Source organism: Aquimarina megaterium XH134 (assembly GCF_000520975.1).
Taxonomy (GTDB): domain Bacteria; phylum Bacteroidota; class Bacteroidia; order Flavobacteriales; family Flavobacteriaceae; genus Aquimarina; species Aquimarina megaterium.
In genome coordinates this window covers 25,020-38,741 of sequence record NZ_JACB01000032.1, presented here as the reverse complement: position 1 = coordinate 38,741, position 13,722 = coordinate 25,020, and the positions used below count along the sequence as shown (strand labels likewise).

At 32.6% G+C, this 13,722-nt stretch carries 10 protein-coding genes; 8 read left to right on the top strand and 2 right to left on the bottom strand.

Features of this window, described 5'->3' with window-relative positions:
- Positions 1-229: 229 nt before the first annotated feature.
- Positions 230-1,285 carry an endonuclease/exonuclease/phosphatase family protein gene (locus Z053_RS0116780; RefSeq protein ID WP_025666147.1) on the top strand — a complete coding sequence of 352 codons (1,056 nt, stop codon included), beginning with the start codon at positions 230-232 and terminating at the stop codon, positions 1,283-1,285.
- Positions 1,286-1,334: 49 nt separating this feature from the next.
- Here the strand turns inward: Z053_RS0116780 and Z053_RS0116775 are convergent, their stop codons facing one another.
- Positions 1,335-1,763 carry a hypothetical protein gene (locus Z053_RS0116775; RefSeq protein ID WP_025666146.1) on the bottom strand — a complete coding sequence of 143 codons (429 nt, stop codon included), beginning with the start codon at positions 1,761-1,763 and terminating at the stop codon, positions 1,335-1,337.
- Positions 1,764-1,881: 118 nt separating this feature from the next.
- Positions 1,882-3,717 carry a cation:proton antiporter gene (locus Z053_RS0116770; protein WP_025666145.1) on the bottom strand — a complete coding sequence of 612 codons (1,836 nt, stop codon included), beginning with the start codon at positions 3,715-3,717 and terminating at the stop codon, positions 1,882-1,884.
- A gap of 132 nt (positions 3,718-3,849) precedes the next feature.
- Between Z053_RS0116770 and Z053_RS0116765 the strand changes: the two genes are divergently transcribed.
- From Z053_RS0116765 to Z053_RS0116735, 7 genes are all read left to right on the top strand, one after another.
- Positions 3,850-4,707, top strand: coding sequence for a universal stress protein (locus Z053_RS0116765; RefSeq protein ID WP_025666144.1), 858 nt, complete (start codon positions 3,850-3,852; stop codon positions 4,705-4,707).
- Complete coding sequence (locus Z053_RS0116760; RefSeq protein WP_025666143.1) at positions 4,708-6,972, top strand: SulP family inorganic anion transporter; 2,265 nt, start codon at positions 4,708-4,710, stop codon at positions 6,970-6,972.
- A gap of 187 nt (positions 6,973-7,159) precedes the next feature.
- A complete protein-coding gene (locus Z053_RS0116755) occupies positions 7,160-8,020 on the top strand; it encodes an MBL fold metallo-hydrolase (RefSeq protein WP_025666142.1) in 861 nt (286 codons plus the stop codon).
- Entirely contained in the window at positions 8,004-9,710 is a 1,707-nt protein-coding gene (locus tag Z053_RS0116750) for a S8 family peptidase (RefSeq protein WP_025666141.1), read from the top strand. Before Z053_RS0116755 ends, Z053_RS0116750 begins: the two co-directional genes overlap by 17 nt.
- A 10-nt stretch (positions 9,711-9,720) precedes the next feature.
- Positions 9,721-11,550 carry a M1 family metallopeptidase gene (locus Z053_RS0116745; RefSeq protein ID WP_025666140.1) on the top strand — a complete coding sequence of 610 codons (1,830 nt, stop codon included), beginning with the start codon at positions 9,721-9,723 and terminating at the stop codon, positions 11,548-11,550.
- A 110-nt stretch (positions 11,551-11,660) separates the two neighbouring features.
- Positions 11,661-12,038, top strand: a complete 378-nt coding sequence (gene rnpA, locus Z053_RS0116740; RefSeq protein ID WP_025666139.1) for a ribonuclease P protein component — start codon at positions 11,661-11,663, stop codon at positions 12,036-12,038.
- 46 nt (positions 12,039-12,084) lie between these two features.
- Positions 12,085-13,707, top strand: coding sequence for a S41 family peptidase (locus Z053_RS0116735; RefSeq protein ID WP_025666138.1), 1,623 nt, complete (start codon positions 12,085-12,087; stop codon positions 13,705-13,707).
- Positions 13,708-13,722 lie beyond the last annotated feature (15 nt).

The following is a 13,722-nucleotide window of genomic DNA, read 5'->3' as shown; positions in this document are numbered from 1 at the left end:
TGTGTGAGGTTAAACAACTCGAAACCATACTGATTTATAGGTTAATAAAGGCAAGTATATAATATCCCAGTTTCATTTTTCGAAACTGGAAAAACCAATATTTGTAATTGATTTATAAATAATATTAGCTCCAGGATAATCTCGAGATTCAAATCGAGTGTATGCCGAGGGCATTAATCCTAGACCTCACAGGTTCTAAAATCTATGAAGTCTCACAAAAAGCAATCTTATGTTTTCAAAAGACATCTTCGTAACACTCGCTTTCATATTATTATTCACCTCATTTCTTTGTGCACAAGAAAAAAAGGAGTATGTGATCCATACTATAGCATTTTATAATCTCGAAAATCTCTTTGATCCCGAAGATGACCCTATAACTTTTGATGATGACAGAACTCCTAAGGGAAAAGATCATTGGACCTATAAATTATATACTCATAAAGTGAAAAATATGGCCAGAACAATCTCTGAAATAGGCAAAGGTTTAGCTATCAACTCTCCTGCCATTTTAGGTGTTGCAGAAATAGAAAATAGAAAAGTGCTCGAAGATCTTGTTAATGATCCAAATCTTAGATCTAAAGATTATAGTATTGTACATTTTGACTCACCGGATAGAAGAGGTATAGATGTGGCTTTACTCTATCAAAATGCATTGTTTAAAGTGAAAAACTACAATAAGCATGAATTGATAATTTACGACAAAGATACTGCTAAACGAGTGTTTACAAGAGATCAGTTATTGGTAAGTGGTTATCTGGATGGGGATCTAATTCATATTATTGTAAACCATTGGCCATCAAGAAGAGGAGGAGAAGCTAGAAGTAGATATAAGAGAGAAAAAGCAGCAGCATTAAATAAAAAGATAATGGATTCTATATTCGCTACAGATCCGTATGCAAAAATTATCACAATGGGTGATCTTAATGATAACCCTAATGACTCGAGTGTAAAAAAAATACTGAAAGCAAAACAACATAGAAAAAATATTGAAATTAAAGGACTTTACAATCCTATGGCAAAATTGGCAAAAAAAGGGTTGGGGTCTCTTGCATGGAGAGACCAATGGAGTCTGTTTGATCAAATTATTATTTCTAAAAGTTTTTTAGACACCGATTATTCTTCTTATCGGTATTATAAAGCAGGAGTATTTAATCCAGAATATTTGATTACACCAACTGGCAAGTATAAGGGATATCCTTTTCGTAGTTATACCAATAATACATATACAGGAGGGTATAGTGATCATTTTCCGGTATACATATATCTTATTAAACAAAAAAGATGATCAAAAATGATCACCTTTTTATCTGTTCTTTTATAAAGATACTATCAAATTATTTACAATCTGAAAGTTCTACATATTTGTCAAAAGGAACACCAGTATCTCTAGGAGTTAATACTCCTTGACGAAATTCTTGTATAAATGCATTTCCGTTTTCTCCTCTACATACCCGCAGAGTAATATCATTATTAGTACAATTCAGGCAAGTTTGTCCTCCAAACTTACAATCTCCTAATATTTTTAATTGCTCTTCATACACTTTAATGGTTTCATCATCGGCAGCGCAACCATTATTTAAAACTACTTCTATTGCTGTTTTATATGCAGTACAAGCTTCTGTAGAACCAATGTTTTGACTATATGTAGCTGCAGCTTCTGATAAATCGACATTAGCTTTAACACAATCTACATCATCATCGCTTCCACATGCTGCAAATCCCAGGGCAAGGATATAGGCAACGACATACACCAGTTTTTTCATTTCGATTCTTGATTTTTAGGTTAAGTGAGTTCAAAAATAAGAAAATTAAACTGGACTCTGTAATATCACTATATAATCAAGTCGTGTTACTACCTTATAAATATGCAATAGCAAGTAATTATTTTACCTCTTCGATATCTATAGGCTTACCAATATAGGCCAGAAAACTTCCTTCTTCTACTTGTTCTATTTCCTCACTAAACGAGGATATGATTCTAATATTTTTATGTGTGTCTTTTATAAACAGTGGAATAATATCTTTATCCTCTTTGGTTAACTCGATTAATGCTCTATACTGCTTTTTATCCTTAATTTTTATTTCCTGTATTCCCGGATATTTTTCGGCAAGTTCAATAAGTTTATAGTAATCATCGGTATGAGAAAATAATCCTTCATGAGGAGTTTTTTTGGGGTCTAACATTTCTTCAGAAGTAATTAGTCTAAAAGCTCCATGTTCCCCAAATTGATCTTTAAACTTATCAATTACGTATTTATTTATATCATTGTTACCGGTAAGCGCCATTAAATACCCTATATCATTTAATTCGATATTGTCTTTAAGCTGATCACCATAAATATTGCCTTCGATCGCTTCTAGGCCAAGATCTTTGGCTTTATTGATGTTATCTCTATTACTATCTACCAAAACGACATGACGATTGTTATTTTTTATATACGCTGCAATCAATCTCGAAATTTTGGAAGCGCCAATAATCAAGATTCCTTCAGATTTTTTAAGAAATACACCTACCAATTTGGCAAAAAGACGTGCTGTTGTAGCATTAAGTAAAACAGTACCCAATACAATCATAAACACAAGAGGTGTAATATACTCTGCCCCCGGAATTCCTTCTTTATATAGCTTTAATCCAAATAATGATGCAATACCTGCTGCTACGATCCCTCTTGGTCCTACCCAGCTAATAAATAATTTTTCGTTGGTTTTAAGTCCAGAATTAAGAGAACTCAAGAACACACCTACCGGTCTTACTATAAAAACAACAATAACAAAAAGTAAAACAGCTTGCCAATTATAGATTAGTTGTAAATCCTCGATATTGATATTTGCTGCCAGAAGGATAAATAATATCGAGATCAAAAGTACACTTAGAGATTCTTTAAAATATAGAATCTCATCAATATGAGGAAGATTTATGTTTCCTAATACCATACCCATAATTACTACAGAAAGTAATCCAGATTCATGAGCAAAAGTATCTGATAATACAAAAACACCTAATACCAATGCAAGGGTTACTACATTAAGTAAGTAATGCGGGATAATTTTTTTCTTTAGAGAAAATGCCAACGCATGAGCAAATGTAAAACCAAATGTAAAACCAACAAGTATAATTTTTCCAAATTCGATTAAAGCTGTTAGTGTAAATTCTTCGCCACCACCTACTCTTATAAACTCAAATACCAAAACGGCTACCAAAGCACCAATAGGATCAATCAAAATACCCTCCCATTTTAATACAGCAGATACATCTTTTTTAAGAGGAATATTTCTAAGAATTGGAGTTATTACTGTAGGGCCAGTTACAATAATCAATGAAGAAAATAAGAACGAGATGGGCCAGCTTAGATCAAAAATATAGTGTGCTGCCAATCCTGCACCAAAAAAAGTAACAATAACAGCAATCGTAATTAATTTTATAATCACTGGGCCTACATTAAGAATTTCACTTCTTCTTAAGGTAAGGCCACCTTCAAAAAGAATAATACTTATCGCTAAAGAAACAAAATAAAATAAACTCTCACCAGGAAAAAGACCTTCTGTCCCATTCCAGATAGGTTGTATCAATTTAGTGCCGTCACTAGTAAATAATGTAGCGAAAGGACCAACCAAAAGTCCTATAAGAATTAACGGTAAAATTGCGGGTATTTTAAATTTCCATGCCACCCATTGGGCCAAAATCCCTAATATAATTATTCCTGCAAGTTCTAACATGTTTTGTTCTTAAATCAGATTAATGTGAGAAAGATCGGGATTTTTTTAAAAATAACAGAAATAAGTGCTGTTTTCTGATTTTAAAAAATTAAGTTTATATTTCGCGATTTAAAATTATTACAAAATAAATCTTTGAACGAATTACCTAATCATAAATTTAATACTATCCTTATTGGTGTAGCTTTTTCTCCAAACCTTAAAAATAATATTTTTGAGGCTATGCGAATGGTCGATTTTTTCGATTCTAAAATGATCATTGTTCATGTAGGCGAAAAAACGAATGAGAAAGAAGATAATATAAAAAAGCTAATTTCAGGATTTTCTGACGATGATGAAAAAGTAAATGTTATTTGGAAACAAGGGGATCCCGTTACAGTAATTATTGAAACAGCCAGAGAAAATAATGCTGATCTTATTATGCTTGGTGCTATCCCCAGAGAAGATTTTCTTAAATTTTATATTGGGTCAATTGCACGAAAAATCACCAGAAATGCACATTGTTCTGTTTTGCTGTTAATAAAACCATCAGAAGATTTACGCCCTTGTAATCATATTGTAGTAAATGGTCTTAAAGATGAAAAAACCAGGCAAACAATTCTTGATTCGTTTGAAGTAGCCCAGAATCTTGGTGCACAAAAACTCACTATTGTAGAAGAGATTTCTCGTCAAGAAGTTAAGGTTATTGTAGAAGACGATCAATCTTTGCTTAAAGACACATTAATAAAAGAACAATTAGCTCAAAAAGAAGATCTTAGAGTACAGCATATCTTAAGCGATGTTCCTGAAGATCTTAAAACTGGTATTTTAATAAAAACACAATCTATATTTGGAAAAAGAGGATATTCTATTGGTCATTACGCAAAAGTGGTCGCCGCAGACCTTCTTATTATGAATGCTCCTAAAAGAACTACGTTCTTAGATCGTATTTTTCTTCATGATCTTGAGCATATTTTATCAGAATTACCAACAGATGTTTTAATTATGAGATAAATGAAGAAAACGAATAACGCTACATCTGAATTTTTATCTCAACTGCCTAAGAATATTTTTTCGGGTTTTGTGGTTTCACTAATTGCATTACCATTGGGTTTAGGATTGGCTTTAGCTTCAGAAGCTCCACCTATCTCTGGAGTAATTGCTTCTGTTGTTGGAGGGATCATTGTAAGCATTTTTGGAGGATCTAAAGTTACAATTACAGGTCCCGGTAATGGATTGGTTGTTGTTTTATTAGGAGCAATAACAACACTTGCTAATGGAGATCTTTATCAAGGTTATATCTTTACATTAGCTGCCATCATATGCTCGGGAGCATTAATGATCATTATTGGCCAATTGCGATTGGGGATTCTGAGTGACTTTTTCCCTTCTTCGGCAATTCAGGGAATGCTTGCCGCTATAGGAATAAGTATTTTTGCAAAACAGTTTCATGTTATGCTTGCTAATACAAGTATTAAAGGAGATACTATTTCCTTGTTAACAGATATTCCTCATAGTATTTCGTTACTATTTAAACCTGAATATAGTGCCATTGCTATTGCTGCATTAGTTGGAGTTTTGAGCTTATTGATTATGTTTTTTTATGGTAAAATCAGAAATAAATATTTTCAATTGGTACCAGCTCCCATGTGGATCGTTCTTATTGCTGTTGGTTTAAGCTATTATTACGAATTCTTTTCAAGTGCTCCTTACCCTATAGATGACTCCTTATTGGTACAAATACCCAATGATGTTTTTTCAAACTTCCCTACTCCAGATTTTTCATTAATTCTTGACTTTAAATTTATAGGAGTAGTTATTGCAATAACTTTAATTTCGAGTATTGAATCTCTATTAAGTATTAAGGCCGTAGATAAGCTAGACCCGTTAAAAAGAAGGTCAAATATTAACAAAGATCTTACTGCATTAGGTATTGCATCGATTGTTAGTGGTTTTATAGGAGGACTTAATGTAGTTACTGTAATCGCCCGTAGTTCTGTAAATGTTAATAATGGAGGTACCAACCGATCTTCTAATTTCTTTCACTCTGTCTTCTTAATATTATTTGTAGTTTTATTTCAAGATCAACTTAAAAGAATTCCACTTACAGCACTGGCTGCTATTTTGGTGTATACAGGATATAAGCTGGCAGCTCCAAGAAACTTAAAAATTGTTGCCAAAATTGGTAAAGAACAACTTATTATTTTCTTTGCCACAATTATAGCAACGATAACAACAAACTTAATCACAGGAATCCTTATCGGAATCCTAACAACGATTATTATACATTTTATCCTTAATAAAAGTGTACTCTTTTTTATCAGAAATCTTTTTAAACCTAATGTGCTTATGTTTAAAGAAGGTTTCAACGATACTTATTTTGTTAGTGTAAAGAGTTTTTCGAGCTTTCTTAATTATTCTCGATTAAAAAGAAAATTAGATACAATTCCTGAGAATCAGGATACTATAATAGATTTTTCTCTTTGTGATTTTGTAGATTATACTGTACAGGAGAGTTTATTAGGATATCAGGAAACTTTTAAGAGAAAAGGAGGATCTTTTGAGATTACAGGACTAGATATTCATGGTACTTCTTCAGAACACCCTTTAGCCATAAGAAGTTTGATTCCTTTTTCTAAAAAAATTAAAATAGGAGCAAAATCGAATCTTACCAAAAGACAAAAAGATTTACAAAATATTGCAAATGACTTTTCCTGGCAATATGCCCCTAAAAAAGGTCATGATGTCTCTGGTTTGCATGATTTTGTGTTCTTTAAAACTAAAAAAATCAATTATCTAAATAATTCTATTTATGACTCAAAGTCTATTTTTAGAATTTCTGATACCGAATTTTCTGAAGGTGAGTTTATTGCCCGTACTTTGGTGAGAACCACGATCATGACTATAAAATTAAAAACTGAAGTTCCTAAATTTACTTTAGACAAAGAGGGGTTACTTGAGTTTATATATAAGTTCTCGGGGTTTAAAGATATTTTAATTTCTGGCCATCCCGATTTTTCTAAACGGTTCTTCCTTTTAGGAGAAAAACCAAAAAAAATTAAGTTGTTCTTTACTGATGAATTAGTACTGTTTTTAGAGAGTAATCCATATTATCATATTGAATGTAATGGTAACTCTTTGTTGGTGATGAGAAAAGAACGTTTGGCTAGTATTAAAGAGATCAAAGCTTTATTAGATTACGGAACTCGCTTAGAAAAAGTGATAACAAGTATACAATATGATGAATTATTGTTAAAAAGTCCAAAAATTAAATCTTGATCCCTGCCATTTTTTCTATTTTGCAAAGATTTTTAATTAGTACCGAAATAAGCCATTGGATCAGATATATAGAAAATGTCTTAAAAACATTTTTGACCCCAGAAAATAATTTGTGCTTTAGACGTGTAGATCTAAATAACTTTTGGCGACAATCATATTAATTAAAGACAGAATTAAAAATAAACAAATGAATCTACATCCCATAAAAGCAGGAAATTTTAAACTTGATGGAGGCGCTATGTTTGGAGTGGTTCCAAAAGTTTTATGGAACAAAACCAACCCTGCAGATGAAAAAAACCTAATTGATATTGCAGCAAGATGCTTACTAATTGAAGAGGGTGATAGGTTAATTCTTATTGACTCTGGAATGGGAGATAAGCAGTCCGAAAAATTTTTCAGTCATTATTCACTTTGGGGAAATGATAGCTTAGATACCTCTCTAAAAGCAAAAGGATTTCACAGAGATGATGTTACCGATGTTTTTATTACTCATCTTCACTTTGATCATTGTGGTGGTGTAGTGCAATGGAATAAAGCCCAAACAGGATATGAATTAGCTTTTAAAAATGCTCGAATATGGAGCAATGAAGAACATTGGCAATGGGCTACACAGCCTAATGCTCGAGAAAAAGCTTCTTTTTTAAGTGAAAACATCATACCGATACAAGAAAGTGGTCAATTAAATTTTATTTCCAGGTCAGGTACATCGTTCCAAAAAAACACTGAATTAGGTTTTGGCGTACTATTTGTTAATGGACATACTGAAAAACAAATGATTCCGCATATAGAATATAAAGGTAAAACGATTGTGTTTATGGCAGATCTTCTGCCTACAGCCGGTCATGTTCCTTTACCATATGTAATGGGTTATGACACCAGGCCCTTATTAACCTTGGATGAAAAAAAACTGTTTCTTGATAATGCCGCTACTAATGGATGGTATTTATTCCTGCAACATGATGCCCATAATGAAATAATAACAGTACAACACACCCAAAAAGGGGTGCGATTAAAAGAAGTCTTTACTTGTCATGAAATATTTAATTAAAATAAAAGATCAAATGATTCCCTCATCTAATAAAATTATTGCTACTATTGCCTCATCTATGATTTTGGTGAGTTGTGGTGCTCCAACCATTGTTTCTACACCTATAGAGAATATCGATACAATTCCTTTAAAAAATATAGATCTTACCGATGCTCAACTTAAAGGTTGGAATTCGCTTGATTTGGTTTCTGATACGGTTCCCGGGATGAGCGTAAATAAAGCTTATAATACTCTTATTAAAAACAAAAAAGGTAAGACTGTTATTGTTGGTGTTATCGATAGTGGTGTAGATATTGAGCATGAGGATCTGGATGGGGTGATCTGGACAAATCCAAAAGAGATTAAGGGGAATGGAAAAGATGATGATAACAATGGTTATATTGATGATATTCACGGCTGGAATTTTTTAGGGGATTCTGAAGACGAAAATCTTGAATATGTGAGAATCATAAAAAAGTTTAAACCAAAATATGCTGGTAAAACTCTTGCTTCTATACCAGAAAATGATCGAGGTGAATACCAAAATTATATTGCAGCCAAAGCAGAATTCGAAAAAGAATATCAGGAAAACTCTGCTCAAAAAGTACAATACGAACAAATACTTCAGCAATCTAAGGTTTCGCACAAAGCAATTACAGATGCACTGGGAAAAGAAGACTATTCTCGAGACGAACTTTTAAAAGTAGAAGCAAAGACTCAAGAGATGCAACAACATGTCGCTTTTCTTGCTCAAATGTTTGGATTTATGGATCCAGGTGATACGATACCAGACTTTATCAAAAACCTTAAAGAAGGTGTTGATCATTTCACTGATCAGTTAAATTATAATTTAAATCCCGAATTTGATGGTAGAACTGTAGTGGGTGATAACGTAGATGATATCACAGATGTCAAATATGGGAATAATAATGTAATGGGACCAGATCCAAAAAAAGAAGGTATAAAACACGGGACCCACGTTGCTGGTATAATCGCTGCAGAGAGAAATAATGGAAAAGGAATGAATGGTATAGCACAAAATGTAAAAATAATGGCAGTTAGAGCGGTTCCTAATGGAGACGAATACGACAAAGATATTGCACTTGCAATACGATATGTTGTAGATAACGGAGCCAAAGTAATTAACACTAGTTTTGGTAAGTACTACAGTACACATCCAGAATGGGTTAGGGAAGCTATTACCTATGCGGCCTCAAAAGATGTATTGATTGTAAATGCAGCAGGAAATGAAGGAACAGATTTAGATAAAAAAGCAGTATACCCTAATGATCAAACTAATAATGGTTCTGAAATTGCTGATAATTTTATTACCATTGGTGCTTTAAATTATGCTTATGGCTCTAATTTGGTAGCAGATTTCTCTAATTATGGTAAAAACAATGTTGATGCATTTGCTCCTGGAGTTAAAATATGGTCAACAACACCCAATAATTCATACGAATATCTGCAAGGAACCTCTATGGCAGCTCCGGCTGTAGCAGGAGTTGCTGCGTTAATTAGATCGTATTACCCTAATTTAAAAGCTCCTCAGGTAAAAAAGATACTTATGGATAGTGGATTAAGTACTAAATCCTCTGTAGTTATTGGTGGGGAGCAAACTAATGTAGGAAGCTTTTCTGGGTTATCTAAATCGGGTAAAATGGTTAATTTGTATAATGCCCTTATTATGGCAGATAAATTGTCTAAATAATTCATTTATTATGTTTAAAAAAATTGGTTTTGGCTTTTTAGTTGGTGTTTTTTGCGTTACAGCACAAAACAATACTTCGTATTGGCAACAACAGGTAGATTATACGATGAATGTGGATATGAATGTTGAAAATTTTCAATATGAAGGGACACAAGAACTCATCTATTCTAACAATTCTCCTGATACGTTATATCAAGTATTTTATCACTTATATTTTAATGCATTTCAACCAGGAAGTGAAATGGACATACGTTCTCGTAATCTTCCTGATCCTGACCCCAGAGTTGGAAACAGAATAAGTAAACTTACTCCCGAAGAAATTGGGTATTTAAAGGTTTCTTCCCTAACACAGAACGGAAAACCATTAACATATAAAACTGCAGGGACTGTTTTAGAAGTATCACTAGATAAGCCTATTGCTCCAGGAGAAAAGGTTACTTTTTCTATGAAATTTAACGGTCAGGTACCTGTACAAATACGCCGTTCAGGAAGAAATAACAAAGAGGGTGTTGCATTATCAATGACACAGTGGTATCCAAAAATTGCAGAATATGACTTTGAAGGGTGGCATGCAGACCCTTATATCGCAAGAGAGTTTCACGGAGTATGGGGTGATTTTGATGTAACCATAACTATTGATAAAGATTATATTTTGGGTGGTACTGGATATTTGCAAAACCCGCAAGAAATAGGGCATGGATATGAAGAGCCCGGTACAAAAGTAAGTAGAAAAGGCAAGAAGCTTTCATGGCACTTTAAAGCTCCTAATGTACATGATTTTGCATGGGTTGCAGATCCAGAATATTTGCACGATACTGTAAAGGTTCCTAATGGCCCAACGCTTCATTTTTTGTATAAAAACAAGAAAGAAATTATAGAAAACTGGAAAGATCTACAGCCCAAAACTGTAGAGTTGATGAAGTATTTTAGTGAAAAAATAGGAAAGTACCCATATGATCAATACTCTGTATTACAAGGGGGTGATGGTGGTATGGAATATGCCATGTCGACTCTAATCACAGGAGAAAGAAATTTTGGTAGCCTTGTTGGCGTTACAGCACACGAAATGGCACATTCATGGTTTCAACATATTCTCGCTACTAACGAAGCTAAACACGAGTGGATGGATGAAGGGTTTACCAGCTATATTTCTACTCTGGCGATGAATGATGTAATGAAACAGAATAATCCTAATTCGCTAAGAGGTATGTACCAGGGATATTACCAATTAGCTACTTCTGGTATAGAACAACCACAGACAACTCAAGCAGATCACTATTCGCATAATGCTGCTTATGGAGCTTCTGCGTATACGAAGGGAGCTGTTTTTCTCTCACAATTAGGATATATTATTGGAGAAGATAATCTTGCAAAAACGATTAAAAGATATTTTGATGAATGGAAATTTAAGCACCCTACTCCTAATGATTTTAAAAGGGTAGCAGAAAAAGTGTCTGGAATACAATTAGATTGGTATCTAACAGATTGGACGCAAACAACAAATACAATAGATTACGGAATTAAAGATGTTGTTGAAGATAATAACACTACCAAAGTCACTTTAGAACGTATTGGATTAATGCCAATGCCTATTGATCTTTATGTAGAATATAAAGATAGTACTATAGAGTCATTTTATATTCCTTTAAGAGTGATGCGTAATGAAAAGGAAAACCCAATCCCATCAATGAAAAGAACTATATTACCTGATTGGCCTTGGACAAACCCAACTTATTCTTTAGATCTTTCTAAACCAAAATCTGAAATAAAATCGATTGGAATTGATATTACAAATACTATGGCTGATATAAACCCTAAAAATAATAGTTTTTCAGAATAATTGTTATTAACAAGAATAAATCACATAGACTAAAGTCTTATTAAAAACCGGTTTTAGTACCGGTTTTTTTATTGCTTCTATAAAAAATCTATTCACTACATTTAATGCCAATGAATGCTACTTTTAATAAAAAAGAAAGATTAAAAAGCAAAAAGGAAATAGAATTACTTTTTTCTGAAGGAAAATCTATATCCAAATATCCCGTTAGATTAGTATATAGAAAATCAAATTTTGGAGAGCGTATTATAATTAGAGCTGGCGTATCGGTTAGCAAACGTAACTTCAAAAAAGCAGTAGACCGTAATTGTATAAAGCGTTTAATGCGTGAAAGTTATAGAAAAAATAAGTATATTGTACCCAACACTACTCATCAATTCACTTTTATGTTTTTATTTTCAGGTAAAGAAATACCTGAATATTCATTAATAGAATCTAAAATAAAAGGAATATTACAAAAATTTGTCGAACAAGAAATAAAATCAAAATAACAACATCACATGTTTACTTGATTTGCAATATTTAAAGAAAACATCAATGAAGAAGAGAATTATCTACCCCGTAGCTGCCGTGATTATCTTACTATCTACAGTAAGTTTTAAGTCAGATTTTTTTGAAATCGCTAAGCAGATTGAAATTTTCACTACTATGTTCAAAGAATTAAATATGAATTATGTAGATGAAACAAATCCAGCAGAATTAATGGATACGGCAATCAAAGCCATGTTAGATGATTTGGATCCCTATACTAAATATTGGAACGAGCAGGATGTTGAAGCTTCAAAAATACGTAACGCAGGAGAATACACAGGTATTGGATCTTCTGTAAAAACAATAAAAGATAAAATTATTATCATAGAACCTTATAAAGGTTATCCTGCAGATAAAGCTGGTCTTAAAGCTGGTGATGAAATTATACAAATAGGTGATGTAAAAGTAGCCGATTTTAAAGATGATGCGGGAGAACTTCTTAAAGGAGCCAGCGGAACTAAAGTTGACATTACCTATAAAAGACAGGGAGCAACTAAAACTACAGTGTTAACGCGAGAAGAAATAGAAGTAGATGCTGTTCCTTTTTATACATTGCTAGACGATAATACCGGATATATTGTATTATCAAAATTTAATAACAAAGCCTCTAGTGAAACTATTGATGCTTTAAAAGATTTAAAAGCCAAAGGAGCTAATAAAGTAATTTTAGATCTAAGAGGTAACCCTGGTGGTTTATTAAGTGAAGCTATAAACGTTACTAATATTTTTGTGCCAAAAGGAGAGTTAATCACTACTACAAAATCGGTGGTAAAAAAATATAATAAAGAATATTTTACAAAGAGAGAACCTATAGATATCCAGATTCCCTTGGTCGTATTAGTAAACGGAAGAAGTGCATCTGCAAGTGAAATTGTTGCAGGTAGTATTCAAGATCTAGATAGAGGAGTAGTTATTGGTGCCAGAAGTTTTGGCAAGGGATTAGTACAGCGACCAAAAAAACTAACTTATGGTACTCAATTAAAAATTACTATTTCTAGATATTATACTCCAAGCGGAAGATGTATTCAGGCATTAGATTATTGGAATCGTGATAAAAATAATAATGCTGTACGCATCAATGAACAAGATTTTAAAGCCTTTAAAACCAAAAACGGAAGAACAGTATACGATGGTGGTGGTATACAGCCTGATATTGAATTAGAGACCTCTAAATTCAGTAAAATTACTACCGCTTTATTACGATCTGATGCTATTTTTGAGTATGGAACAAAATATTATTATTCTCATCAATTAAAAAAATCCTCTGATTTTAAATTTACAGATAAAGATTATGAAGATTTTAAAAATTTTGTAAAACAAAGTGAGTTTAATTTTGAGACCGAAACCGAAAAATCATTTAAAAAATCATTAGAAATAGCAAAAAAGGAAAAGTTCGATAAAGATATAATCTCTACTTATAATACTCTTGTTGCTTCGATAAACACTTCTAAACAAGCAGCTTTAGATACCTATAAGACCGAAATTGTTAATTTACTAACAGATGAGATTATTAAACGTTATTTCTATCGCGAAGGATTATATAATTATTATGTAACACATAACCCAGAAGTAGCTAAAAGTCAGGAAATACTAGGTAATAAAAATAAGTACGAAGAGCTTTTAAAATAAAACGAAAGACTCATT

Excerpts from the sequence above, each read along its gene's own strand:
- Z053_RS0116760 (WP_025666143.1), top strand. The coding sequence starts at position 4,708 with ATGAAGAAAACGAATAACGCTACATCTGAATTTTTATCTCAACTGCCT.
- Z053_RS0116735 (WP_025666138.1), top strand. The coding sequence starts at position 12,085 with ATGAAGAAGAGAATTATCTACCCCGTAGCTGCCGTGATTATCTTACTA.
- Z053_RS0116780 (WP_025666147.1), top strand. The coding sequence starts at position 230 with ATGTTTTCAAAAGACATCTTCGTAACACTCGCTTTCATATTATTATTC.
- rnpA (WP_025666139.1), top strand. The coding sequence starts at position 11,661 with ATGAATGCTACTTTTAATAAAAAAGAAAGATTAAAAAGCAAAAAGGAA.
- Z053_RS0116775 (WP_025666146.1), bottom strand. The coding sequence starts at position 1,763 with ATGAAAAAACTGGTGTATGTCGTTGCCTATATCCTTGCCCTGGGATTT.
- Z053_RS0116745 (WP_025666140.1), top strand. The coding sequence starts at position 9,721 with ATGTTTAAAAAAATTGGTTTTGGCTTTTTAGTTGGTGTTTTTTGCGTT.
- Z053_RS0116770 (WP_025666145.1), bottom strand. The coding sequence starts at position 3,717 with ATGTTAGAACTTGCAGGAATAATTATATTAGGGATTTTGGCCCAATGG.
- Z053_RS0116750 (WP_025666141.1), top strand. The coding sequence starts at position 8,004 with ATGAAATATTTAATTAAAATAAAAGATCAAATGATTCCCTCATCTAAT.
- Z053_RS0116755 (WP_025666142.1), top strand. The coding sequence starts at position 7,160 with ATGAATCTACATCCCATAAAAGCAGGAAATTTTAAACTTGATGGAGGC.